Genomic DNA, 26,005 nt, shown 5'->3' with positions numbered 1-26,005 from the left:
TGGTCATTAGCGCTGATGCACCTGCAAATTATTATGTTCTGGTAACACCGGATGCGCCGGTACGCTATGTTGCGGCAGGCTACGCATCATTGGGTGACCTTGATTTCCACGTTCTTGCTGCGAATGCCAATTCAGCGCCCCACCTGTGTTACCGCTAAAAAGGTTCTCATGCTGCTGCTGATTAAAGCGCGGCACTATTGGTTGCTGGCCCTGTTGTTGCTGACCCTGTTGTTGTCGAACCTGTTGCTGCCGCTTCTGCTGTTGAAAATCATTCTGCAACGCATGATTTTGCGAAGCATTAACATGCTGAATATTGGGCTGACTCACACGCTCAACATGCTGTTCCACGGGGTTTCTGGTTACGGCGGTATGCTGATTTATAGGTGCGCGCACCGGCATTGATGATTCAGTACGATTATGCAGCACAGATTCCGCATTTTGACGTTGCAAGCCTGCGCTATTCATATGGGCAGCCCCGTTATCAAGCCCACGTACGTTAGCGCGCTGGTCGCTAGATGTCAGATTTGGGTTAGCCGATAAATGAGTCTGTCCCGATAACACCGGCTGATTCCCAACTGGCTGATGCAGCGAGCTGAGATCAATTTTATTGGCCGAATTGCCGCTCACGCTGGCCTGAGTTGTACCAGAAATGAAGTGCTGCGACGTCGCCGGATCGTGATACGGCACGCCGGCGCGATAAGCCGGATTGTGCTGCCATTGAGTCGCCCCGCTGATGTTCCCGCCGGTAATGTGGTTATAGTTATTAACGTTGATATTCACATGGCTATTATTCACGTAGTTATTGCCCTGATGGTAATTCCCGCCGTGGCCGTCATCATGATACCCATCGTCGTGGTGATGATCGTCATCGTGGTGGTGGTGATCGTCATCATGCCAATCGAGGCTACTAAACAGAGCATAGGTAGTCGCCACTCCAATACCAAACCCGATGCCGGAAACCAAACCATTGGTAAATTGCTCCCCCGGAGGCGGTGGTAAATAAACCGGCGGATAGGCGGGGGTAGCCCAAGAGCCATACACCACATTCGGGTTGTAGCTTGGTACATATACAACCTGCGGGTTGGTTGGCTCAATAATGATGGTTTGCGGCTGTGACGCCACCACGGTCGTTGATTTGCTTGGGGTACTCGTAGTATTCGCTGGCTGAATAATCACTTTCTGTTGAGCATTTGACGTCAGCGAGCCATTCTTCTGCGCCGCCTGCCGCAATTTCTGCACTGTATTCATCACATCATCAGGTTGAGCTAAAAAAGCATCACCTAAGTTTTGCACCCACTCAGGATTTTCTCCCATCAACGCTAAAAGCTGCGGCAGCGCGACCAACGATTTCACGCTAGGATCCCACGGTTGATTCGCCACCAGCTTAACCGCTGAATCCCCCTGTGCCTTCGGATTATCACGCGACCACTGGACTGCTTGAACAACGTTAGAGGGATAGGTAGAAGCCATCAGAATTTGTGCCAACACGGGATCAGGATAAAGCGCTATTGGCGCAACCAATTGATCAAGCTGCGGCTGGGTAAAGGTTTTCGTTACGACAGCAGGCGTTGGCGCTTCGGGCTGAGTCTGTGCGGCTTGAGGTTGTTGCCACGAAACATACCCATTTTTCACTAATACTGTACCCGCAACGGCAACCGCACCGACGCCACAAAGCAGCGCAATCATCGACGGTTTAAATGACATATTCATTCTGACTCTCCAGAAATCAATATTCTGAATGCATAGTGCTGCGTTTAATCACAACGCACGCTCAAACACAGAAACTCAATTAATTAAAATGGACCGTTTCAATATTATGTATGACAGCACACTACAGAATTAGTTGATGGGGAGAAGCAGAGGGAATAAAGGAGAAATAAAGCAGATATTTTTGTCTCTATAAATCCGCCAATACACGCAATATAAAAAAGGGTATTGAACGCATTGAAAAAACCATATTAATCAATTAGAAGAAAAACACCAAACAGATTCAAACCATAGATGACACAGAATAAAGCCGCTTAAGCATTATAAATTTAAATATAAAAAACGAAGTTATTCAAATAAGGAATACTTCTTGTCGGAGAAACACACACTTAATAACAATAGATCACATAATAAAGTCACGCGGCTCTCAGACTTTATCCCTTTAACGGACTAAAAGCGCTCACCGCTCTCCCCTAACATCTGTTTCACCAGTTCAACGCAGCGCAGAAAACGCTCGTCGTAGTCAGAGGATTCAACGCGCACAAACTCCATATTATTTTTCCGCAGCATCTGCTCAAGCAAATCCTGAAACTCGCGGCGTTCTGTCGAAGTTCCTAAACTACGTAGGCCATCAGCCACCCACGGCGTATTGTTTTCCAATAGAATAATCAGATCAAAGCGATACTCATCGATCAACGCCTGCACAAATGGGTGTTCACGGCCTTCATATTTTTTGCAAAACGCCTGAGTGGTAACAAAATCGGTATCGATAAAAGCCACCTTATTCGCATACTTCACCGCAAAATCAATATATTGCGCGTGACCTAAGGCAATTTTGTCATAATCAGAATATTGGAGCGCCATCTCATCGCCACCAAGATGTGAGAAAACATAATCGCGACCATATTCCCAAGCACTGGTGGTATTAAAGATATTGGCTAGCTTATTGACCAGCGTCGATTTCCCACTGGATTCACCACCGAGGATCGCCACGGTACGGACAAAGAAAGGTTTCACTTCGGTAGGAATATAGTCCCAATAGCGAAAGGGATCGTGACGGATTTGCCCACCGCTGATATTCATAAACGAACGTTCAGGATCAATCAGCAAAGTTTCCATACCAAAGAACTCGTGATACACCGGCGCATCTTGGCTATCACCCGAGTAAATCACGCTCGGAGTAATCCCGTTTTCCGCCATAAACGCCTTCATGCCATCGCTCCACACTTTCCAGCCATGGGGATAAGGCTCGATCCCCTGTTCATCAAAGGAGTGAATGCGAATATTTTTTTGATACTTGAAGGTCTGCAACAGCCAGCGAAGTCGATCGCTTACCGTTGGCTGCTGTGACATCGCGCTATTTTCAAACAGCTCACGATCGCGGGGTTCGTCATGGCACAAAATCACATGCAGCTCATCAACTTGGCTACATGCGCGTTGTATAAGATAGATATGGCCCGTGTGCAGGGGATAGAACTTCCCAAACACCACGCCGACGCTTTTAACCTTGCGTGGGAATTCAATATCGAGGAAGCGGTGAATCGCCTCAAGCTTTTGTGCGCTCGGGCTTTTGATTTTCTCGTTTAGCAGCTGGCTTAAGTAGCCTTTGGTCATTCCGCTAGCGTCCGCCACCTGCTGTAGCGTGCAGCCTTTTTGCTTAATGGCGGTTTTTAGATAATCAAATTGCGACATTCGCGCTTCCTCTGTTTAGTTAGCTAAACAAAAGTAGCACAAGTGCCGCCGTTATCATCATAAATCTTGCAAAACATCCAAGGCGTCAGACAGCTTTTTCACCCCAAAAACCTGCATATTCGGCAACGGTTTTTTCGGCATATTGGCATGTGGAACGATGGCACGTTTAAAGCCATGTTTTGCCGCCTCAGAAATACGCTCCTGACCGCTGGTCACCGGGCGAACTTCTCCCGCCAGCCCGACTTCACCAAATACCACTAAATCCTGCGGCAACGGGCGATCGCGCAGGCTAGAGACTAATGACATCAGCAGCGCCAGATCTGCGCCGGTTTCCGTAACTTTCACGCCACCTACCACGTTAACGAAAACGTCCTGATCCGCCATCTGCAAGCCGCCATGACGATGCAATACCGCCAGCAAAATCGCTAAACGGTTTTGCTCTAGCCCCACCGCAACGCGGCGCGGATTTGACATCATCGAGGTATCCACCAGCGCCTGAATCTCAACCAACAGCGGGCGCGTACCTTCCCATACCACCATCACAGAGCTTCCGGAGGTAATCTCTTCGCCACGGCTCAGGAAGATTGCCGAAGGGTTGCTCACTTCACGCAGCCCCTGTTCTGTCATGGCAAATACGCCCAGCTCGTTCACGGCACCAAAACGGTTTTTATGACTGCGCAGGGTGCGAAAACGAGAATCCGCGTCTCCATCTAACAGCACGGAACAGTCAATACAGTGTTCCAACACTTTCGGCCCCGCCAGCGAGCCATCTTTGGTCACATGGCCTACCATCACGATAGCCACACCGCGCGTTTTAGCAAAACGGGTTAAATACGCTGCCGTTTCACGCACTTGCGCCACGCTGCCCGGCGACGATTGAATGTCTGCCATGTGCATCACCTGAATGGAGTCGATAACCATCAGCTTCGGCTGCTCTTGTTCCGCGATCAGGCAAATTTGCTCAATGCTGGTTTCTGACAGCATATTCAAGCCATCAGTGGGCAGACCCAAACGATGCGCTCGCATCGCGACCTGCTGCAATGACTCTTCCCCGGTGACATACAGCGTTTTCATTTGCTGAGATAATTTACACAGGGTTTGCAGCAGCAACGTACTTTTCCCCGCGCCGGGGTTACCGCCGATCAGAATCGCACTGCCCGGCACCACGCCGCCGCCTAATACGCGGTCAAACTCCGCAAATCCGGTTGAAAAGCGTGGCAACGCCTCAAGGCTGATATCCGAGAGTTTTTGAACTTTGCTAACGCCGGCATCGCCCGCATAGCCAGACAACCGTTCCGCACGCGCCACCGCTGGCGAAGCCGCCAAGCGCACTTCAGTAATGCTATTCCACGCCTGACAGGCGCTGCACTGCCCCTGCCAACGCGGGTAATCAGCACCACATTCGTTGCAAACAAAGGCTCGTTTAATTGCTTTCGCCACGGAGACTCCTAGAACGGTTTTAGTCACAAATTGATAGGGGGAATTCTAACAGGAGATGGGAGAATATTACTGTTTTTTTATACAGACTTTGCAGCGATGGCCTCGCTCTTTAAATAAAAGAGAAAGGAGAAGCTACACCGTGCGCTTCTCCCCCTGATAGGGGGAGGCTGAAAGGGCGGAAAATTACCGCTCCTCGTGCTTCAAACTCGCACTCAGCACGCACAGCACGCCCATCAAATCAGCATGACGAATAGCCACCGAGGCCTGAGCATAAACTTTCGGCTTCGCATGAAACGCCACACCTAATCCCGCCGCTTGAATCATTTTTAAATCGTTGGCACCATCGCCAATCGCAACGGTTTGTGACAGCGGGATCTCCAATTTCTCGGCAAGTTTTATTAGGGTTTCAGCTTTGTACTGAGCGTCCACAATCGGGCCGATCACTTTGCCAGTAAGTTTACCATCCTTAACTTCCAGATGATTGGACACCGCATCCACTAAATCAAAACGATCGCGGAGGTGATCGGCAAAATAGGTAAAACCACCGGAGGCAATGGCCACATGCCAATCTAACGATTGAAGTTTACGCACTAAACTCGTCAAACCAGGCATCAGCGGCAGCGAAGAACGCACCGTTTCTAGCACCGAAACATCGGTATCTTTCAGCTTACCGACACGCTCCCGCAGGCTAGCTTTAAAGTCTAATTCGCCGCGCATCGCACGTTCGGTGACTTCAGAAACCTCTTCACCCACACCGGCCAGCTTAGCAATTTCATCAATGCATTCAATTTGGATCGCGGTGGAGTCCATGTCCATCACCAACAAACCGGGCGTGCGAAGATGCGGAATTTTACCCAGCGTAGCAATATCCAGTCCTTGCTCATCGGCCAGTTTTTTCGCCCGCGACGGCAGGTTTCCCGCTAAACGGATCACCTGATAATCTTCAATACACCATGCGGTCACCACCACCATGGCGGCACCAAGGCGGCGCTGAAAGGCGCATAACGCGGTCTTATCCAGATTGCGTCCATAAAGAAGCCATCCGGTGTGACCTGCGCGATAATCTAACGGCATGACTTCGTCGCCGCTGAGAGAAAGGGGTAAACCCGGCCAACGATAAATTTCTGCTGGCAAATCGCAATAAGTCAGACTGTTTGGCATAACAACTACTCCTTGGAAGACTTCATTCGCCACCACAAAACCGAGCATCAAGCTATCCTATCGGTAAGGCTTCTGGCAACATAAAGTAATAAACGTCTTATAGGGCTAGCTATGGTTAAGGCTAAAATTAAATTCAGGCTACACCGCACCGCTATTGTGCTGATTTGTTTGGCCTTATTGGTGCTTTTGATGCAGGGAGCATCCTATTTCAGTTTGAGCCACCAAATGGCGCGTTCTGAGCAGGTTGAAGAACTGGCACAAACGCTGGCCGAACAGGTTTCCGATCGCCTCATCCCGTTGATGAATACCGGCAATGACGATCCCGACAGCGACAAAATTACTCAGATACTGAATCGACTGACAGAGCATAGTCGTATTTTAGACGCCAGTGTGTATGACGTTGATGGCACCATGGTTGCTCGTTCCGGCGAAAAGGTAGCCGTTCGCGACAGATTGGCACTGGATGGAAAGCGCGCTGGCAGCTATTTCAATCATCAAATCGTGCAAATGATTAAAGCTAAAGATGGCCCAATTGGCTTTCTGCGCTTAACGCTGGATACCCATGTATTAGCCACGGAATCTCAGCAGGTGGATAACACCACGAACCTGCTGCGTCTGATGATGTTACTGTCGCTGGCGATTGGCATTATCTTGGCGCGCTCACTGCTGCAAACGCGTCGTTCACGTTGGCAACAATCAACCTATTTACTGACGGCAAATACGCCGGTGGAAGAAGATCCTGAGGATCAAAACGATGATGATTCTACCACCGAACGTCCTGACACAATGGAAAAAGACCCGAAGAAACCGTAATTAAATCTCTGAATGCAAAAAGCCCCGCCAAGCATATGCTTCACGGGGCTTTTTAACGAATGAGGGAGTTGACCGGTAAGCCGGGTTCTGTCGTGGACAGTCATTCGTCTAGGCCAGCAATCGCTCACTGGCTCAAGCAGCCTACCCGGGTTCAGTACGGGCCGTACCTTGTGAACCCCTATTTGGCCTTGCTCCGGGTGGAGTTTACCGTGCCACGGACTGTTACCAGCCGCGCGGTGCGCTCTTACCGCACCCTTTCACCCTTACCTGATCCCACTTGCGTGGGCCATCGGCGGTTTGCTCTCTGTTGCACTTGTCGTAGGCTTGCGCCTCCCAGGCGTTACCTGGCACCCTGCCCTATGGAGCCCGGACTTTCCTCCCCTCCATCTGTCTCCCCGAAGGGGACGGCAATGAAGCGGCGACTGTCTAGTCAACTCCGCGGCGGATAATAGGGCATTACGCCCTATTTGTCACCCTCTGCATTCTCAAGCGCGTATTTATACAGCGCATTCTTCTTCACGCCGTGAATTTCGGCGGCTAAAGCCGCGGCTTTTTTCAACGGCAGCTCTTTTTGCAGCAATGCTAATGTACGTAGTGCATCGGCTGGTAATGCATCTTCATCGGCTTTATGGCCTTCGACGATCAGCACCATTTCACCGCGGCGACGCATATCATCTTCCAATACCCAGTCGAGTAGCTCACCGACTGGCGCACCGTGGATATTTTCCCACGTTTTGGTCAGCTCACGCGCTAACACCACGTAGCGGTCGCGCCCCATGACTTCAACCATATCTTTCAGGCTATCAATCAAACGGTGCGTTGATTCATAGAAAATCAGCGTGCGAGGCTCTTCTAACAAAGCCTGAAGCGTGTCTTTACGCGATTTTGTTTTGGCAGGCAGAAAACCTTCATAGCAGAAGCGATCGGACGCAATGCCAGACGCACACAACGCGGTAATTGCGGCACAGGCACCCGGCAGCGGAACTACGCGAATACCCACTTCACGACAGCGACGAACCAAGTGATAGCCCGGATCGTTAATCAGTGGCGTGCCCGCATCAGAAACCAACGCAATGCTCTGACCTTCTTGAAGTTTTGCAATAAGCTGGTCTGCTTTTTGTTGTTCGTTATGGTCGTGCAAAGCGAATAGTCGGGCATTAATAGCAAAATGCTGTAGCAGTAGGCCAGTGTGTCGCGTATCTTCTGCTGCTATCAAATCGACCGCTTGCAAAGTATCCAACGCTCGCTGGGTAATATCACCGCGATTCCCGATTGGCGTAGGAACGACATACAGCGTTGCAGCAGAAATTACAGCTTGATCGTCTTGATTCATTGTTTCATCCGGTTTACCGATTTAATATTGAGCATCTTTGAAAAAACTGCACTGGATACAGTATGCTTTCCTCACTCATTGTCCGTACCAAGTCCGGACGCATTATCCCCGTCGTACTCGCCGCTATGTTAATGGCGGGTTGCCCGGGACGAGCTCCACAGACACCAGCGGCAGATATTCAGGCTGAAGCAACGTCTTCATCCGAATACTACCTGCAACAAATGCAGCAGAGCAGCGATGATAACAAGGCTGACTGGCAATTACTCGCCATTCGTTCCCTGATCCGCGAAGGAAAGCTCCCACAAGCGGTGGAATTGCTGGGCAAACTACCGCAAGAGCTAACTGATGTCCAACGTCAGGAACAGCAGTTAGTTAGCGCTGAGCTCAGCATCGCGCAAAAAAACATGCCTAACGCTTCGGCGATTTTAGCCAAGTTAAACGTCGACGCGCTGTCTAACAGCCAGAAAGCCCGCTACTACCAAGCGGTGATCGACGCCAGCCAAGGCAAAGCCTCATTGCCGGTTATTCGCGCCTATATTGCTCAAGAGCCGTTGCTCAATGACAAACAACGTCTGCAAAATATCAATGGTACTTGGGCTGCATTAACTAAGCTAACGCAGGCAGACCTGAATAGTCTGGTGATTAACGCCGACGAAAATATTCTGCAAGGCTGGCTGGATCTGCTGCGTCTGTATCAAGACAACAAGCAAGATCCAAGCCTACTAAAAGCCGCGATCAAAGATTGGCAAACTCGCTATCCAAACAATCCGGCCTCCAAAGTCTTACCAACCGCGCTGGATAATGTGCTGAATTTTAAACAGGCATCAACTTCAAGCGTGGCCCTGCTGTTACCACTAAACGGTCAGGCACAGGTTTTCGCTAACGCGATCCAAGCAGGTTTTAACGCCGCTAAAAATGGCGTTATCACCCAAAGCGCGCCAAGTCAGCCACAGCCAGCGGCAGCCCCAGACGATGCCAACGCCGCCCAGCCAACCAGCACTGATCCTAACGCTAACGGCGCAGTCAGCACCAGCGGAGCCGCGCCCGTAGCAGAAGCTACGCCTGCTGCTGCACAAACCGACGCTGACGGCATGCCTGTTGCCCCTATCGTGCCGCCGTCTGCCAGCAATGCGCAGATTAAAGTGTATGACACCAGCTCTCAGCCACTGCCCGCCCTGCTAGCTCAGGCTAAGCAAGACGGTGCGACGTTAGTCGTTGGTCCACTGCTGAAAGAAAACGTCGATCAGCTCTCCGCTGGCAGCACGCCGTTAAACGTACTGGCGCTGAATCAGCCAGAACAGGTGCAAAATAATCCCAATATCTGCTACTTCGCGCTGTCTCCTGAAAATGAAGCTCGTGATGCGGCTAAACATATTTGGGATCAAGGCAAACGTACCCCGCTCATTTTGACCCCACGTGGCTCATTAGGCGATCGCGTAGCGAAAGCCTTTGCTCAGGAATGGCAGCAACTGGGTGGTTCAACCGTGTTACAACAGGGCTTTGGCTCAACAGGTGAACTGCGTCAGTCGATTAACGGCGGCACAGGTATTCGCATGACTGGGCAACCCGTGATGGTGGCCTCAGCCTCACAGCCTCAATCCGTTACCATTGCTGGTTTAACTATTCCTGCGCCTCCGGCTGATGCTGGCGCGGTTTCCACCTCCAGCGGTAAAGTCGATGCGGTATACATCATCGCTACGCCTGCAGAGCTAACGTTAATTAAGCCGATGATTGATCTGGCTAACGGTTCGCATAGCGGATTAGGCCTGTACGCGAGCTCACGCAGCTACCAAGCAGGTTCTGGCCCTGATTTCCGTTTAGAAATGGACGGATTGCAGTTCAGCGATATTCCGTTGCTGGCGGGAAGCAACCCAGCGTTGTTGCAGCAAGCCGCAGCTCAGTTCAAAAATGACTACTCTCTGGTTCGCCTGTATGCCATGGGTGCCGATGCTTGGGTGCTGGCAAATCACTTCTCGCAGATGCGCCAGATTGGTGGTTTCCAATTGAATGGCTCCACCGGTGTTCTCAGTGCAGACAGCAACTGCGTCATCAACAGGAAGTTGCCATGGCTCCAGTACCGTGCAGGAAGCATAGTGCCGATGCAATAAGTAGGAAAAAAGTAGACCGACGCAAAATTGGTGCGCAGTATGAAATGATTGCGCGCCAATATCTTGAACGTGCCGGACTTCATTTTTACGCCGCCAACGTCACGCTACGTGGCGGCGAGTTAGATCTTATTATGCGCGATGGCGAAACGTGGGTTTTCGTTGAAGTTCGCTATCGCCGCACCTCTCTTTATGGCGACGCTGCTGCGTCAGTCAGTTACACCAAACAACGCCGGTTGTTGCACAGCGCAGCAATCTGGTTGGCGGAACGCGGTGGCAGCTTCGACACCACGGATTGTCGCTTTGATGTTTTGGCAATCACCGGTAGCCAGTTACAATGGTTGCCAAACGCATTTGCAGCGGCCGAATAATTTCGCCCGTCGCGCCTTGAACCAATGGACAATTTTACCGTGCTGGAAAGAATCAAAGGCTGTTTTACAGAAAGTATTCAAACTCAGATTGCTGCGGCTGAAGCCTTGCCTGACGCTATTTCGCGTGCAGCAATGACGCTGGTACAGTCATTACTGAACGGCAATAAAATTCTCTGCTGCGGTAACGGCACCTCTGCCGCAAACGCCCAGCATTTTGCCGCCAGCATGATCAACCGTTACGAAACCGAGCGTCCAAGCTTACCGGCGATTGCACTAAATGCCGATAACGTGGTCTTAACTGCCATAGGCAACGATCGACTGCATGATGAAATGTATGCCAAACAGGTTCGCGCACTCGGCCATGCAGGTGATGTGTTACTGGCAATTTCAACGCGCGGGAATAGCCGCGATATCGTGAAAGCCGTAGAAGCCGCGGTAACCCGCGATATGACGATTGTGGCACTGACAGGCTATGACGGCGGCGAGCTGGCCGGTTTACTTGGTCAGCAGGATGTGGAAATCCGCATCCCTTCACACCGTAGCGCACGCATACAAGAAATGCATATGCTTACGGTTAACTGCCTTTGTGACTTAATTGATAATACGTTGTTCCCCCATCAGGATGATTGAAGGAGTCTCGATGACTAAGCGTTCCCCGTTCACCCGCTGTTTTCCTATCGCATTCGTTGTAATGAGTGCGCTATTGCTCCAGGGATGTATCGCCGCTGCCGTTGTTGGCAGTGCTGCCGTGGCCACGAAAACCGCCACCGATCCCCGCAGCGTAGGGACACAGGTCGATGATGGTACGCTCGAAGCTCGCGTATCGAATGCGCTAGGCAAAGATGCACAGCTGAAGAAAGAAGCTCGTATTGTTGCCACCGCTTATCAAGGCACCGTTCTCTTAACCGGTCAGGCACCAACGGCAGATCTCGGCGCCCGAGCCAAACAGATAGCCATGGGCGTTGACGGCACAACATCTGTCTACAACGAAATCCGTACCGGTAAACCGGTGAGCTTAGGCACGGCCTCAAGCGATACATGGATCACGACTAAGGTTCGCTCCCAGCTGTTAACCAGCGATGCGGTTAAATCGTCTAACGTCAAAGTAACGACGGAAAATGGTGAAGTGTTCCTGCTGGGCTTGGTCACGCAGGAAGAAGGCCAAGCAGCGGCGAAAATCGCCAGTCAGGTTAGCGGCGTTAAACATGTGACCACGGCATTTACCGTGTTGAAGTAACGTCAAAAAAACAATAATAAAAAACCCCGTTGATACGGGGTTTTTTATTTGTCGGCTCGGATCGGTTAACTCAATCCTAATACAGCTTATTCTGTTTCAGATAACCTTCACCGCCAAGCTGTCTCATCTGGCGTAAAATCCACTGCTGCCGGCGTAACACATAGCCGGAAGGTGCCTTGGCACTAAATCGATGCGGATTGGGCAATACGGCGGCTAAAAGAGCGGCTTCAGATGCGGTAAGGCGGCTGGCTGGTTTATGGAAATAGCGTCTGGCGGCTTCTTCAACGCCAAAAACGCCGGGGCCAAACTCCACTATATTCAAATAAACGGTTAATATGCGGCGTTTAGTCCACACCACTTCGGTGCCCAGCGTCAGACCAGCCTCTAATCCTTTACGCACCCAGCTGCGGCCATCCCATAAAAACAGATTCTTAGACGTCTGCTGAGAAATCGTTGATGCGCCGCGCACGGGCTTATCCCCTTTGTCGCCGCCGTCGATCACAGATTCAATCGCGCCAAGATCAAAACCCCAATGCTGAGGAAACTTTTGATCCTCAGCCGCAATCACGGCTAACGCCATATAGGGAGATATTTCATCCATCGGCACCCAGTCTTGATGGGCAACGTAGCCGAAATCGCCGCTAAGCCAAGCGCCCAACTGGCGCTCAACCATCACCGCGGAAAATGGAACCGGCAAAAAAGCAAAGATAACAATCCCCGCAGCCCACAGACCAACCACGGCGAGAACTGCTCTGACCGCCCAAAAGCGCAGTCGCATCAGCAAGCCATTTCCCTGCCTGCGCCGCTTCTTCATTCAGTCAGTTCCAGCACCCGCGCAACCAGTTTATCAATCCCTGCTGCCGCTTCGCTGATAGAGTTTGCGAGCATGTAGGCAGGTGTGGTGACAACTTTCTGCTCTAAATCAACCACGATATCATCCACCGGGCAAACAACGTGTTCGCCGCCCATCTTATCGATGGCCTCAGCGGTATCAGGATCGTTGCCAATCGTTAAACGCACATGCACGCCTAACAATTTAGGCAGCATGGTTGGTGCAATGCACATAAAGCCCAGCGGTTTACCCGCCTGATGCAGCTGTTGAACCAATCGTTGCAGATCGGCATCAACGGAACATTCAGCGCCCTGCACGGCAAACGTACTCAGGTTTTTAGCCGCACCGAAACCGCCGGGAACGATCAACGCGTCGAGTTCTTCTGCGTTAGCTTGGGAAAGCGGTTTGATATCACCTCGTGCGATACGCGCAGATTCCACTAACACATTGCGACTTTCGTGGCTCTCATCACCGGTCAGATGATTAATCACGTGCATTTGAGGCTTATCCGGAGCAAAAAAGTGAACCTGAGCGCCTGCGCGATCCAAGGCCAGCAGAGTTAAAACCGACTCATGAATTTCAGCACCATCAAAAACACCACAGCCACTCAAAACCACACCGACTTTTTTCATTTCTTTCTCCAAAAATGGTGACTCAGCATACTTATTCAACACTTAACAAAGTTAAAGGTATGCATGCTAAGCATTAGAAATATTTAACAGTTTGCTTTTTCTCAATGCAAAGGAACATTTTTACTGGAATTTTCCTAGTAACTATCTAGAGTTAAGTCAATCCTTAAAACGTTTGTATTAGGAAACACTAGGCTGCATCACACATTTTAATGAATCAACTAACACGCAGTAAAACATGTTGGTATGTTGGTTCGGCTTCGCGTGAAACTCATAAGTTATGTTTACGCAATTGCTTCAAGGCAATACCTTTAGAAAAACTTAAGCGTAGACACCCTGTTTCCCTGGTGTTGGCGCAGTCGTTGCGCACCCCAGCCTAGGCTGGGGTCATTTTTTCTATTTCTTGGTCGCTTTATCCGCCCAATCTCTCAACACTTTCACGTCATGACGCCATTCATGTTTGAGCTCATCAACCCACTCCTGAACGTTGTCCCACCATGCAGGTAATGATGAGGTTTGGATCTGCTGAGCAACCTGCTGTAAATGGCGTAAACCCACAGACCCCGCAGCGCCTTTGATCTTGTGACCTTCCTCAGTAATGCCTTTCTCATCGCGAGCGGTCATATTGGACTCAAGAACCGCCAAATAGCCTGGCATCATTTTTTCAAACATCTCAACGCTTTGATAGATGAGTTGCGGCCCGACTAAATCAATGTACTGTTGCAGCATGTCAGTATCTAAAAGGTCTTCGGTATTGTGGGTCACTTTTTTACTCTCCACCTTTTTCTCCTTAGCCTTCGGCGCCTCATCCCAGAACTTCTTGATCATGGCGGTTAGAGCCGGAACCGATAGCGGTTTGCTCAATACATCATCCATACCAGCATCAAGATATTCTTTCTTGTCTTTCAGCACGTTAGCCGTTAACGCCACCAGCGGTGGCAAATCATCGTAGTGCTCACATAAATTGCGAGCGATATCCAACCCCGTCATATCTGGCAACTGAATATCAAGCAGCACCAGATCGTATTCACCCGGCGTAAACATATCCAACGCCTGCTGTCCCGTCATCGCAACATCAACGCTATTGCCTAATTTTTCCAGCACGGAACGCGCCACGATAACGTTTAATTCAATGTCTTCCACCAACAGCACATGCAGAGCCGGCAGCGGTAACTCAGCATCTTCCGGCTGTGGCGATAGCGCTTCCTCGACCACAGGTGCATCGATCGAGAGCGTAAAGCATGAGCCTTCTCCCGGAGTGCTGCGAACCACGATATCGCCGCCCATGTTTTGCGCTAAACGCTTGGAAACCGCAAGACCAATACCGGTGCCCGTTGCGGGTTTACCACCATTCTGATCTTTCACCTGATAGTACATGGCAAAGATTTTATCTTGTTCATCCTGCGGAATACCGATGCCGCTGTCCTTCACTTCAAAGAACAATTTCCCATCGTTTTCACGCCACACTTTCACGTTTACGCCGCCTTTCTGGGTAAACTTGACTGCGTTACCGATCAGATTCCACAGGATTTGGCGCAGTCGCGTGCCGTCTGCCAAAATTTTATGCGGTAAATTAGGCTGTGGCTCTAAGGTGAAGTCCAGTTTTTTCGGCTGTACCAACAGCCCAGAGAGGTTCTCTAAATCTGTCAGGAAACCGGTGAAATCTATTGGTTGGTTATCAAGCTGAACCTTACGTCGTTCCAGCTTATCCATTTCGATAATGTCGTTGAAAATATTGCCAAGGGTAATGGCGCTGACATGAATGGTTTTAAGGTAGTTAAGCTGCTCTTGATTCAGCTCGGTGTCGAGCAAAATGCGGCTCAGGCCGACGATACCGTTCAGCGGGGTACGTAGCTCATGGCTGATGGTGGAGATAAAAGTGGTTTTGTCACGGCTGGCGTTTTCTAACGCATCCTGATAACGCTTACGCTCGGTGATATCACGGCCAAAGCCCATTAAGCCGTGGCGCTTGCCGACGCGATCATAAAACGGCACTTTGCGCAGCTCAAAGCAGGCTTTGCGTCCATCGGGATAAACGAGCCATTGCTCATAGGTCAGCGAGACGTTATGGCGGAATACCTTCTCATCGGTCTCAATGACCTTTTTGGCGATATCTTCATCGTAAACATCACCCGGCTGTAAACCGATCAGCTGTTTCTCACTCTTGCCCGTCAACAGTTCCATGGCACGGTTACAGCCAGAAAACTCTTCATTTTCATTACGGTAGTAAACCAAATCGGGCGAAGCATCCAAGAAAGAGCGCAGCAGCGCCGACTGCTGTTCTAATTCGATTTGCGCTTGTTCACGCTGATCGATTTCGTGCTGTAAAGTATCGAGCACCTGCAAACGCGCTTCTTCAGCTTTGACACGCTCGGCGATTTCCTGATTCAGTTGAACGATATTATTTTTTAGCTGCTGATTAAGCTCAAGATCGCGATAGCGCATCTCTTCCAGCTTATTCACTAATTTAGACAGGCGTTGGCGTGATTCTTCCAACTGTTCCACGACAACGGAAAGAAAATAAACGGCCCATGGCGTGATCAGCAAACCAAAGAATACCGAGCGGACAACGTCGATACTCTCAACTTGCCCGCGCAAAAGCATAGTCACAGCCATCTGCACCACGATAGCTAATATAACCAGCACCGAAGCCAACAGGATGGAAAAGCGCACCAGCCCCAGTTTTACCATTAAATCGACGTAGTACTGGGCTAATACCCGAATTTGCTTCATGTGCAACTCCCTAGGATTACGGTCTTTTAAATCATACCGTAAAACGATTGTTAAGGGAGATTTCTGAGATTGAAATGGGATATCAAAAAGTTAAGTTCTACTTTGCCAAAGCGGTGTAAGGTTTCGTACGCTTAAAAGCCATAATTTTTACATCAGTACAGTGCAAGCGTACGAGCAAGGCGGCTCAATCGCCGCCGCCTTGCATCCCGGCTTGGCACCGTTTTTCAGCCTGCTTCGCAGGTTCCCTCATATCGTCATTCCGGCTTTAACGGAACGAACGGCAATCGCCATCCTGGCTCCTCCGTTCTTTCGCCGACGTCCCTGTCGGCGAATCCTAGCCTACATTCCTCCCTTCGGCTGAAGAACAACGTGCCGGAAAGGTCAAAATCAAAACAAAAAGCGTGGACGGCTTTTAGTTTAAGCATTCGTAGGGAGAGCCGGCACGACAGGGATGTCGTGACGGAGTTTGGGGCGCCCTGGATGGGCGATACCAAACCGGAGCGAAGATGCCATCTCGGATAAAAGCGCGCGAGTGCAGAGACCACGCGCTGGTGGTCTCTGCCCGTACGCCTACACAGCACTGATATTGAAACTCGGCATGAACAGGCGGGCGGAATATTACACAGTAGCCCTAAAGACGCTCACGTTATAAACCTGAAGCCTGCCCCCCAAACTCCAGCATATAGCGATTTAACTCCACCATTCCCGTCCAGCGATTCTCGCACCATAACGGTGCTAGCAACGTTGGGCGGCGGGCGCTGGCGGAAATACGGTGATATACGATATCCATCGGCGTATGGCGGATCATTTCTCCCGCGATATTCACATACTCTTCCAGCGGGAGTTCACGTAAGCGCCCCGCCTGCCAAGCCTTCGCCATGGTGCTGCCGGTAACGATATGCAGCGGATGCAGCTTAATTCCATCAACGCCGGTTTCAACCACGCGCTCCAGCGTCTGCATACATTCATCTTTCGCTTCACCGGGCAAACCAACAATCAGATGGCTACACACTTTCAAACCACGCTCACGCGCTGCACGCGTGGTTTTTTGATAACAGGCAAAATCATGCCCGCGATTGATGCGTTTTAGGGTTTTATCCTGTGCGCTCTGCAAGCCAAGCTCGAGCCACACCTCATAGCCTTTATCACGGTACTCGCTCAGCAAATCCAGCACGCTATCCGGCACACAGTCTGGGCGAGTGCCCACGCAAATCCCAACCATATCTGCCTGCTGCAATGCCTCTTCATACATGTTCTTCAGCGTACAGACTTCTGCATAAGTACTCGTATAGGCCTGAAAATAAGCCAAGTAACGATTCGCTCGGTTTACCTTGCGTGCCTGCGCGGCAAGCTGCTCAGCAATACTCTGGCGCTGCATTTGTTCGTCGGCAAAAGAAGCGACGTTGCAAAAAGTACAGCCACCGCGCCCTAAAGTGCCGTCACGATTTGGGCAATTAAAACCGCCATGAAGGGTAAGTTTATGAATTTTTTCACCATAGCGGCGCTGAAGATCGGCACCGAACATATTCACGAGTTGCTGCAACTGCATAATCTAGGAGGTCGCCTGTACACATCACGAAAAAACTGAGGGCGCAGATCCTACCGCATACCGCGATAGCCTGCGCTGATAGAGATCAATCCCATCCCCCATCGTCATTGAGAATAAAAAATCACTATTAACGATAATAAATTCAAAGCATCGGTAATAAAGAATTCTTATTATTTTCAAGCAACTGACACAATGATGTTGCTGAGATGAAAAATAGTGATAACCAACGCGAAAACTTAATTTTACAATATAATTCACTATTAAACTGAATTGCTCTAGCACGGTGCATAAATAATAGCCTTGCACTACAGTGAGTCAGCTCACATTTTGCTAGGCCTAGCTTGACTTCCAGAAACAGCAAAAACACCTGTTTTTTATTTTAAAATCATGTAATTGGATTAAAACAGCATCTCCTAAAGTGTGAGCGTCCCCACATTTGACCTACGTACTCTTTCTAGATAAGTTGAAAGACCGCTGGAAGCTAAATGTTTTTTTAACGACTTTTTCTAGACGGGCTAATGTCTCGTCATTTTTATGTAGTCATTTACGACTCCCTCGAAACACGTTATTGACCACTGCTGGAAAGACGCCAAAAGTGCAATAACCGAGGCGGATGCGCGTGCCGAATGGTTATGCACTATCCAACTCGCAGTAAGATGGAAAGTAATGCAGAGCCTCGGGAGGTTCACAGAAATGCTATACGATGCATCCCTTGAAAAGGACAACTGTGGTTTCGGTCTGATCGCCCATATAGAAGGTGAGCCAAGCCACAAAGTCGTCCGTACCGCGATCCATGCGCTCGCGCGTATGCAACACCGTGGCGCGATTTTGGCAGATGGCAAAACCGGCGACGGATGCGGTCTGCTGCTGCAAAAACCCGATCGCTTCTTCCGTATGGTGGCCGAAGAGCGTGGCTGGCGTTTAGCCAAAAATTACGCCGTCGGCATGATCTTTCTCAGCCAAGACGAAAACGAAGCCCGTGCCAGCCGCCGGATTGTTGAGGAAGAACTACAAAACGAAACGCTGTCGGTTATCGGCTGGCGTGAAGTTCCTATCAACGAGGATGTGTTAGGCGAAATCGCCCTTTCCTCCATGCCTCGCATCGAACAGATATTTGTTAACGCGCCTGCGGGCTGGCGTCCACGCGATATGGAACGCCGTCTGTTTGTGGCTCGTCGCCGCATTGAAAAGCGTATTGAAGATAAAGATTTCTACGTTTGCAGCCTGTCTAATCTGGTGACGATTTATAAAGGTCTGTGCATGCCTGCCGACCTGCCGCGCTTCTACCTCGATTTGGCTGACCTGCGTTTAGAATCGGCGATTTGTCTGTTCCACCAACGCTTCTCCACCAATACCGTTCCGCGCTGGCCGCTGGCTCAGCCGTTCCGCTATCTGGCCCATAACGGTGAAATCAACACCATCACCGGTAACCGCCAATGGGCACGTGCCAGAACCTATAAATTTAAAACCCCGCTGATCCCAGACCTTCAGGACGCTGCGCCTTTCGTTAATGAAACCGGCTCGGACTCCAGCTCGCTGGATAACATGCTCGAGCTGCTGCTCAGCGGTGGGATGGATATCGTGCGTTCCATGCGCCTGCTGGTTCCACCGGCATGGCAGAACAACCCAGATATGGATGCCGATCTGCGCGCATTTTTCGACTTCAACTCCATGCACATGGAGCCGTGGGATGGCCCTGCCGGTATAGTGATGTCCGATGGCCGCTTTGCTGCCTGCAACCTCGATCGTAACGGCCTGCGCCCTGCTCGCTATGTCATCACCAAAGATAAGCTCATCACCTGTGCGTCGGAAGTGGGGATCTGGGACTATCAGCCAGACGAAGTGCTGGAAAAAGGCCGCGTTGGCCCCGGCGAGCTGATGGTGATCGACACCCGTAGCGGACGCATTCTGCATTCAGCCGAAACCGATGATGATTTAAAAAGCCGCCATCCATATAAAGAGTGGATGGAACGCAACGTTAAGCGCCTCGTTCCATTTGAAGATCTGCCAGACGATCAGGTCGGCAAACGTGAACTGAGCGACGATGAGCTGCTGACGTTCCAAAAACAGTTTGGCTATAGCAGCGAAGAGTTAGATCAAATCCTGCGTGTGCTGGGCGAAAACGGACAAGAAGCCACCGGCTCGATGGGCGATGATACCCCGTTTGCCGTGCTCTCGAGCCGTCCGCGCATCATTTATGACTATTTCCGCCAGCAGTTTGCGCAGGTGACCAACCCGCCAATCGATCCGTTGCGTGAAGCGCATGTGATGTCGCTGTCCACCAGCATTGGCCGCGAAATGAACGTGTTCAGCGAAGCGGAAGGTCAGGCACATCGCTTGAACTTCAAATCGCCGATCCTGTTGTACTCTGACTTTACTCAGCTCACCACGCAGGATAGTGAACATTATCGCGCGGATACTCTTGATCTCACGTTCGATCCGCAGCAAACCGATTTGCAACAGGCAATTCATGCACTCTGCGAAGAGGCCGAGCAAAAAGTTCGCCACGGTGCCGTACTGTTGGTGCTGTCAGATAGAAATATCAGTGCAGAACGCTTGCCAGTACCCGCGCCGATGGCCGTGGGTTCTATCCAACAGCGTTTGGTCGAAAAAAATCTGCGCTGCGATGCCAACATCATTGTTGAAACCGCCAGCGCACGTGACCCGCACCACTTTGCCGTTCTATTAGGCTTTGGTGCCACGGCTATCTATCCTTACTTAGCCTATGAAACGTTGGCTAAGCTGGCTGACTCCCACGCTATCGACAAAAAATACCGTGAAGTGATGCTGAACTACCGCAACGGTATCAACAAAGGTCTGTACAAGATCATGTCGAAAATGGGGATCTCAACGATCGCCTCCTATCGCTGTTCTAAACTGTTTGAAGCCGTAGGCTTACATCGTGACGTTAGCAACCTGTGCTTCCCAGGCGTGGTTAGTCGTATCGGCGGCGCTGGATTCGGTGATTTCCAGCAAGATCTGCAAAACCTGTCTAAACGCGCATGGCTGAAACGTAAACCGTTAGATCAGGGCGGGCTGCTGAAATTCGTTCATGACGGCGAATACCACATGTACAACCCTGATGTGGTGAATACGTTGCAAGCGGCGGTACAAAGCGGCGAGTTCAGCGACTACCAAAAATATGCCAAGTTGGTGAACGAACGTCCGGTATCCACGCTGCGCGACCTGCTGAAAATCACACCGAAAGGCGATGCGGTTCCCGTCGAAAGCGTTGAACCTGCCAATGAGCTATTTAAACGCTTTGATACCGCGGCTATGTCTATCGGCGCACTAAGCCCAGAAGCCCATGAAGCACTGGCTGAAGCCATGAATGGCTTAGGCGGTTTTTCTAACTCCGGTGAAGGCGGCGAAGATCCTGCGCGTTACAAAACCAATAAAGTGTCCCGAATCAAACAGGTGGCTTCAGGTCGTTTCGGCGTAACCCCTGCTTATTTGGTCAACGCCGACGTTATTCAGATCAAAGTCGCTCAGGGCGCAAAACCGGGCGAAGGTGGCCAGTTACCGGGCGACAAAGTGACACCATACATCGCCAAACTGCGCTATTCGGTTCCCGGCGTAACGTTGATTTCACCACCGCCGCATCATGATATTTACTCGATCGAAGATTTGGCCCAGCTGATTTTCGACTTAAAACAGGTGAATCCAAAGGCGCTGATTTCCGTCAAACTGGTGTCTGAACCAGGCGTTGGCACTATCGCTACCGGCGTTGCCAAAGCCTATGCGGATCTCATCACCATCGCGGGCTACGACGGCGGTACAGGCGCAAGTCCGTTATCGTCGGTGAAATATGCTGGCTGCCCGTGGGAGCTGGGGTTGGTTGAAACTCAACAGGCGTTAGTGGCCAACGGTCTGCGTCATAAAATTCGCTTGCAGGTCGACGGTGGGCTAAAAACCGGCGTCGATATTATCAAGGCCGCAATTTTAGGGGCAGAAAGCTTCGGCTTTGGTACGGGGCCGATGGTGGCGCTTGGCTGCAAATACCTGCGTATTTGCCATCTCAACAACTGCGCAACCGGCGTGGCAACTCAGGATGAAAAACTACGCCGCAACCACTTCCATGGTTTGCCAGAGCGCGTAGCGAACTACTTCCAATTCATCGCCCGCGAAACCCGTGAGCTGATGGCCGAGCTGGGTGTCACCCGTTTAGTCGATCTGATTGGCCGTACCGATCTGCTGCTTGAGCTCGACGGTTTCACCGCCAAGCAAAACAAGCTGGATCTGTCCGCGCTGCTGAAAACGGCAGAACCTAAACCGGGTAAAGCGGTGTACTGCACCGAAAGCAATCCCTCGTTTGATAAGGGCTTGCTCAACAAAGAATTATTGGCACAGGTACAGGCCAATATCGAAGCCAAACAAAGCAAAACCGTCTTCTTTGATATCCGCAATACCGACCGCTCCGTTGGCGCATCGCTGTCTGGTGCCATTGCGGAACAACATGGCGATCAAGGTCTAGCAAGCGATCCGATCAAGGCGCAGTTCACCGGCACCGCCGGTCAAAGCTTCGGTGTGTGGAACGCCGGTGGCGTAGAGCTAACGCTAACGGGCGACGCCAATGACTACGTTGGTAAAGGCATGGCGGGCGGCAAGATCGTAGTTCGCCCTCCGGTGGGTTCCGCCTTCCGTAGCCATGAAGCCAGCATCATTGGCAACACCTGCCTGTATGGTGCAACCGGCGGTAAGCTGTTTGCAGCAGGCCGCGCCGGTGAGCGTTTTGCGGTACGAAATTCCGGTGCTATTACCGTGGTTGAAGGTATCGGCGATAACGGTTGTGAATATATGACCGGCGGGATCGTCTGCGTCATGGGGCGCACCGGTATCAACTTCGGCGCAGGCATGACCGGTGGATTCGCTTACGTACTGGATGAGGACGGTGAATTCCGCAAACGTGTTAACCCAGAACTGGTTGAAGTGTTGGGTATGGAACAGCTGGCAATCCACGAAGAGCATCTGCGCGGTTTAATCACCGAGCATGTGCAACTGACCGGTTCGAGTCGTGGCGAGGAGATCTTGGCACATTGGCCTGAATGGGCACCAAAGTTTGCTTTGATCAAACCAAAATCCAGCGATGTAAAAGCACTGTTAGGTCACCGTAGTCGTTCCGCAGCCGAGCTGCGGGTACAGGCGCAGTAAGGGCGGAGAAGAATATGAGCCAGAACGTTTATCAATTTATTGACCTACAGCGCGTAGATCCGCCAAAGAAACCGCTCAAGATCCGTAAGATCGAGTTCGTGGAAATCTACGAACCCTTTTCTGAAACACAGGCGAAATCGCAGGCCGATCGTTGCCTGTCTTGCGGCAACCCGTACTGTGAGTGGAAGTGTCCGGTTCATAACTACATACCAAACTGGCTGAAGCTGGCGAATGAAGGCCGGATTATGGAGGCCGCCGATCTGGCGCACCAAACCAACAGCCTACCTGAGGTGTGCGGCCGCGTTTGTCCGCAAGATCGTTTGTGCGAAGGTTCATGCACCTTAAACGACGAGTTTGGCGCAGTGACCATCGGCAACATTGAGCGTTATATCAATGACAAAGCCTTAGCGATGGGCTGGAAGCCCGACATGTCACACGTGCAGCCAACCGGCAAGCGCGTTGCCGTGATTGGCGCAGGTCCTGCGGGGCTGGCCTGTGCCGATGTCCTCGCCCGTAACGGCGTTCAGGCGGTGGTGTTCGATCGTCATCCAGAAATCGGCGGCCTACTTACCTTTGGTATTCCGGCCTTCAAACTGGAAAAAGAAGTGATGACCAAACGTCGTGAAATCTTCAGCGGCATGGGTATCGAGTTCCGCTTGAACACGGAAGTGGGTAAAGACGTACAGATTAGCGACTTACTCAATGAATACGATGCCGTTTTCCTTGGCGTGGGTACCTATCAATCGATGCGTGGCGGTCTGGAGAACGAAGACGCCAGCGGCGTATTCGATGCGCTACCGTTCCTGATTGCGAATACCAAGCAGCTTATGGGTTACGCCGCCACGGAAGAAGAACCTTACGTTAGCATGGAAGGCAAGCGCGTAGTCGTGCTCGGTGGCGGCGATACGGCGATGGACTGCGTGCGCACGTCTATTCGCCAAGGTGCAACGCAGGTTTCCTGCGCCTACCGTCGTGACGAAGAAAACATGCCGGGCTCAAAGCGCGAAGTAAAAAATGCGCGAGAAGAAGGCGTGGAGTTCATGTTCAATCTGCAACCACTCAGCGTTGAGCTTAACAGCGCTGGCCGCGTTTGCGGGGTGAAAATGATACGTACTGAACTGGGTGCTCCTGATGCCGCGGGTCGTCGTAGCGCTCAACCTATCGCAGGCTCTGAGCACATACTGGATGCCGATGCCGTGGTAATGGCATTTGGTTTCCGTCCTCACGCCATGAGCTGGCTGGCTGAACATGATGTAGTTCTGGATAAACAAGGGCGCATCGTGGCACCAGAAGGCAGCAATAACGCCTTCCAGACCAGCAACCCGAAAATCTTCGCCGGTGGCGATGCGGTTCGTGGCTCTGACTTAGTGGTCACCGCCATTGCGGAAGGCCGTAAAGCGGCTGAAGGGATCATGAGCTATTTAGAAGTGTAGAACGTCATCAGCGCATAATTCCCCATAACCCAACGGAGCTTCGGCTCCGTTTTTTATTCTGTCTGTCCTCTGCTTTATGACGCTGTTCACGTTTTAGTCACCTTTTACTTGAAGCGGCATAGCTCCATCTCATATTGTATTTTGGAGTTTAACTTCAAAAAAAATTTTCAGGATGGAGCAGAATGTCACTCTTAACCGATTTAGAACAATGCGTGCGCGATCAGGGCGGATTGATTGTTTCTTGCCAGCCAGTGCCCAACAGCCCAATGGATCGCCCAGAGATCGTAGCGGCCATGGCACAAGCCGCCGTATCCGCGGGCGCGGTTGCCATACGCATTGAAGGAATTGAAAATCTGAATGCCGTGCGTCCGCATATTGCAGTACCGATCATCGGGATCGTTAAGCGCGATCTCATCGACTCACCGGTGCGCATTACTCCTTTTCTCGAAGACGTCGATGCACTAGCAGAGGCTGGAGCCGATATCATCGCCTTTGATGCCACTTTCCGTTCACGCCCGGTGGATATCGACGCGCTTATTGCACGCATCCACCAGCATGGTTTATTGGCGATGGCAGACAGCTCAACCGTAGAGGAAGGACTCAACTGCCAGCAAAAAGGCGTTGAGTTTATTGGCACCACGCTATCTGGCTATACCGGCCCAGTCATACCGGAGGAACCGGATTTGACGATGGTGTCAGCACTCAGCCATGCAGGCTGTCGAGTGATCGCCGAAGGTCGTTACAACTCCCCTGCTCTTGCAGCTAAAGCCGTTGAGCACGGCGCGTGGGCCGTTACCGTAGGTTCAGCGATTACCCGTATTGAGCATATATGCCAATGGTTTAGTCACGCCGTTAAACGCTAGACGGAGCGCACGATGAACATACTCGCCATTGATATTGGTGGAACCAAACTGGCCGCGGCGCTGATTGATGTAAACCGTCAGATATCGCAGCGTCTTGAAATCGCGACACCAGCCAGCTCATCACCACAGGCTTTGGAAGAAGCCTTAGCGCAGCTGGTTGCGCCTTATCAAGGTAAAGCGCAGCGCGTGGCCGTGGCCTCAACCGGCATCATTGATCAAGGCATATTGACCGCGCTTAACCCCGACAATCTCGGTGGACTCAATCAGTTTCCATTGCAGCAAACCCTACAGCGATTAACTGCACTTCCCTGTGTGGTATTAAACGATGCGCAGGCCGCCGCATGGGCTGAATATCACTATCTGGCAGACCGATTTAAGCACATCACGTTTATTACGGTTTCCACCGGCGTCGGCGGCGGCGTGATTATCAACGGCCAGCTCCTAACCGGACCTCACGCTTTTGCAGGACACATCGGTCACACGCAGGCCGATCCTAACGGCCCTCGCTGCGGCTGTGGTCGCACCGGATGCGTAGAGTCGATTGCTTCAGGCCGAGCGATTGCCGCCGCGGCTCAAAATGAATTGCTGGGAAAAGATGCGCGCCAGATTTTTAGCGCAGCACAAAACGGCAACTACCAAGCCCAGCGGCTTATAGCCCATTCAGCTCAGGCTATTTGCCAGCTGATCGCCAATCTTAAAGCCATTTTGGATACGGAATGCGTGGTTCTAGGCGGCAGCGTTGGTTTGGCACAAGATTATCGTCAGCAGGTCGAGAACGGCCTTGCCTTATTGCCATCGCCGTTTCATATCCCTGTGTTTTCTGCCCACTACAAACATGACGCAGGCCTGATTGGCGCCGCGTTATTTGCTGCCGAACAGAACCAGAATAAACATTAAAAGGATGGCTTTATGATTTTGGGAAAAATAACCGATATTGACCAACAGGCCGATCTCCC

The 26,005-nt window shown here is 51.2% G+C and carries 17 protein-coding genes, 1 other RNA gene and 1 pseudogene; 9 read left to right on the top strand and 10 right to left on the bottom strand.

The features are described 5' to 3' along the window. Nucleotides 1-6: 6 nt before the first annotated feature. The 4 genes from RSC70_RS18570 to serB all read right to left on the bottom strand — a co-directional run bounded on the left by RSC70_RS18570 (nucleotide 7) and on the right by serB (nucleotide 6,000). Nucleotides 7-1,710, bottom strand: a complete 1,704-nt coding sequence (locus RSC70_RS18570) for a DUF3300 domain-containing protein (RefSeq protein WP_332543142.1) — start codon at nucleotides 1,708-1,710, stop codon at nucleotides 7-9. A gap of 447 nt (nucleotides 1,711-2,157) precedes the next feature. Continuing rightward, nucleotides 2,158-3,399: a multifunctional transcriptional regulator/nicotinamide-nucleotide adenylyltransferase/ribosylnicotinamide kinase NadR gene (gene nadR, locus RSC70_RS18565; protein WP_025801159.1), complete on the bottom strand. Its 1,242-nt coding sequence runs from the start codon at nucleotides 3,397-3,399 to the stop codon at nucleotides 2,158-2,160. Between the two features lie 57 nt (nucleotides 3,400-3,456). Beyond that, on the bottom strand, nucleotides 3,457-4,839 hold the full coding sequence (radA, locus tag RSC70_RS18560; protein WP_046459233.1) for a DNA repair protein RadA: 1,383 nt from the start codon (nucleotides 4,837-4,839) through the stop codon (nucleotides 3,457-3,459). Nucleotides 4,840-5,022: 183 nt separating this feature from the next. Next, entirely contained in the window at nucleotides 5,023-6,000 is a 978-nt protein-coding gene (gene serB, locus RSC70_RS18555) for a phosphoserine phosphatase (protein ID WP_025801157.1), read from the bottom strand. Nucleotides 6,001-6,111: 111 nt separating this feature from the next. Between serB and RSC70_RS18550 the strand changes: the two genes are divergently transcribed. Further along, on the top strand, nucleotides 6,112-6,813 hold the full coding sequence (locus tag RSC70_RS18550) for a YtjB family periplasmic protein (protein WP_131392157.1): 702 nt from the start codon (nucleotides 6,112-6,114) through the stop codon (nucleotides 6,811-6,813). A gap of 60 nt (nucleotides 6,814-6,873) precedes the next feature. Here RSC70_RS18550 and rnpB read toward each other — a convergent pair. Together rnpB and rsmI are read right to left on the bottom strand one after the other, a co-directional pair. Then, nucleotides 6,874-7,251: RNase P RNA component class A (gene rnpB, locus RSC70_RS18545), an RNA gene on the bottom strand. Nucleotides 7,252-7,276: 25 nt separating this feature from the next. Next, nucleotides 7,277-8,146, bottom strand: coding sequence for a 16S rRNA (cytidine(1402)-2'-O)-methyltransferase (gene rsmI, locus RSC70_RS18540; RefSeq protein ID WP_040046162.1), 870 nt, complete (start codon nucleotides 8,144-8,146; stop codon nucleotides 7,277-7,279). Between the two features lie 62 nt (nucleotides 8,147-8,208). Here rsmI and RSC70_RS18535 point away from each other — a divergent pair, with 62 nt between their 5' ends. Genes RSC70_RS18535 through dolP form a run of 4 tightly spaced genes read left to right on the top strand, consistent with a single transcriptional unit; the run spans nucleotide 8,209 to nucleotide 11,859 of the window. Continuing rightward, nucleotides 8,209-10,254: a penicillin-binding protein activator gene (locus tag RSC70_RS18535; RefSeq protein ID WP_332543141.1), complete on the top strand. Its 2,046-nt coding sequence runs from the start codon at nucleotides 8,209-8,211 to the stop codon at nucleotides 10,252-10,254. Then, a complete protein-coding gene (locus tag RSC70_RS18530; RefSeq protein ID WP_046360466.1) occupies nucleotides 10,212-10,622 on the top strand; it encodes a YraN family protein in 411 nt (136 codons plus the stop codon). Before RSC70_RS18535 ends, RSC70_RS18530 begins: the two co-directional genes overlap by 43 nt. Nucleotides 10,623-10,661: 39 nt before the next feature. Further along, a complete protein-coding gene (gene diaA, locus RSC70_RS18525) occupies nucleotides 10,662-11,252 on the top strand; it encodes a DnaA initiator-associating protein DiaA (RefSeq protein ID WP_025801152.1) in 591 nt (196 codons plus the stop codon). Nucleotides 11,253-11,262: 10 nt separating this feature from the next. Continuing rightward, nucleotides 11,263-11,859: a division/outer membrane stress-associated lipid-binding lipoprotein gene (dolP, locus tag RSC70_RS18520; RefSeq protein WP_046360437.1), complete on the top strand. Its 597-nt coding sequence runs from the start codon at nucleotides 11,263-11,265 to the stop codon at nucleotides 11,857-11,859. Between the two features lie 76 nt (nucleotides 11,860-11,935). On the opposite strand, the gene mtgA is transcribed toward dolP, so the two are convergent. The 4 genes and pseudogenes from mtgA to RSC70_RS18500 form a co-directional block, all read right to left on the bottom strand. After that, entirely contained in the window at nucleotides 11,936-12,673 is a 738-nt protein-coding gene (gene mtgA / locus RSC70_RS18515) for a monofunctional biosynthetic peptidoglycan transglycosylase (protein WP_103008472.1), read from the bottom strand. Further along, entirely contained in the window at nucleotides 12,670-13,323 is a 654-nt protein-coding gene (elbB, locus tag RSC70_RS18510; protein ID WP_040046159.1) for an isoprenoid biosynthesis glyoxalase ElbB, read from the bottom strand. Before elbB ends, mtgA begins: the two co-directional genes overlap by 4 nt. A gap of 308 nt (nucleotides 13,324-13,631) precedes the next feature. Continuing rightward, nucleotides 13,632-16,053: pseudogene (arcB, locus tag RSC70_RS18505) on the bottom strand (aerobic respiration two-component sensor histidine kinase ArcB). 646 nt (nucleotides 16,054-16,699) lie between these two features. Then, nucleotides 16,700-17,602 carry a TIGR01212 family radical SAM protein gene (locus tag RSC70_RS18500; protein WP_332543140.1) on the bottom strand — a complete coding sequence of 301 codons (903 nt, stop codon included), beginning with the start codon at nucleotides 17,600-17,602 and terminating at the stop codon, nucleotides 16,700-16,702. A gap of 693 nt (nucleotides 17,603-18,295) precedes the next feature. Here RSC70_RS18500 and gltB point away from each other — a divergent pair. The 4 genes from gltB to nanK all read left to right on the top strand — a co-directional run bounded on the left by gltB (nucleotide 18,296) and on the right by nanK (nucleotide 25,946). Beyond that, a complete protein-coding gene (gltB, locus tag RSC70_RS18495) occupies nucleotides 18,296-22,753 on the top strand; it encodes a glutamate synthase large subunit (RefSeq protein ID WP_130987518.1) in 4,458 nt (1,485 codons plus the stop codon). A gap of 14 nt (nucleotides 22,754-22,767) precedes the next feature. Further along, complete coding sequence (locus RSC70_RS18490; RefSeq protein ID WP_332543139.1) at nucleotides 22,768-24,186, top strand: glutamate synthase small subunit; 1,419 nt, start codon at nucleotides 22,768-22,770, stop codon at nucleotides 24,184-24,186. Nucleotides 24,187-24,368: 182 nt separating this feature from the next. Continuing rightward, on the top strand, nucleotides 24,369-25,049 hold the full coding sequence (locus tag RSC70_RS18485) for an N-acetylmannosamine-6-phosphate 2-epimerase (RefSeq protein WP_332543138.1): 681 nt from the start codon (nucleotides 24,369-24,371) through the stop codon (nucleotides 25,047-25,049). Nucleotides 25,050-25,061: 12 nt separating this feature from the next. Beyond that, nucleotides 25,062-25,946, top strand: a complete 885-nt coding sequence (nanK, locus tag RSC70_RS18480; protein ID WP_332543137.1) for an N-acetylmannosamine kinase — start codon at nucleotides 25,062-25,064, stop codon at nucleotides 25,944-25,946. Nucleotides 25,947-26,005 lie beyond the last annotated feature (59 nt).

The sequence above is a fragment of the Hafnia sp. genome, assembly GCF_036648275.1.
Classification (GTDB): Bacteria; Pseudomonadota; Gammaproteobacteria; order Enterobacterales; family Enterobacteriaceae; genus Hafnia; species Hafnia alvei.
The sequence above is the reverse complement of the archived record's forward strand: the minus strand, read 5'-3'. Positions and strand labels throughout refer to the sequence as shown.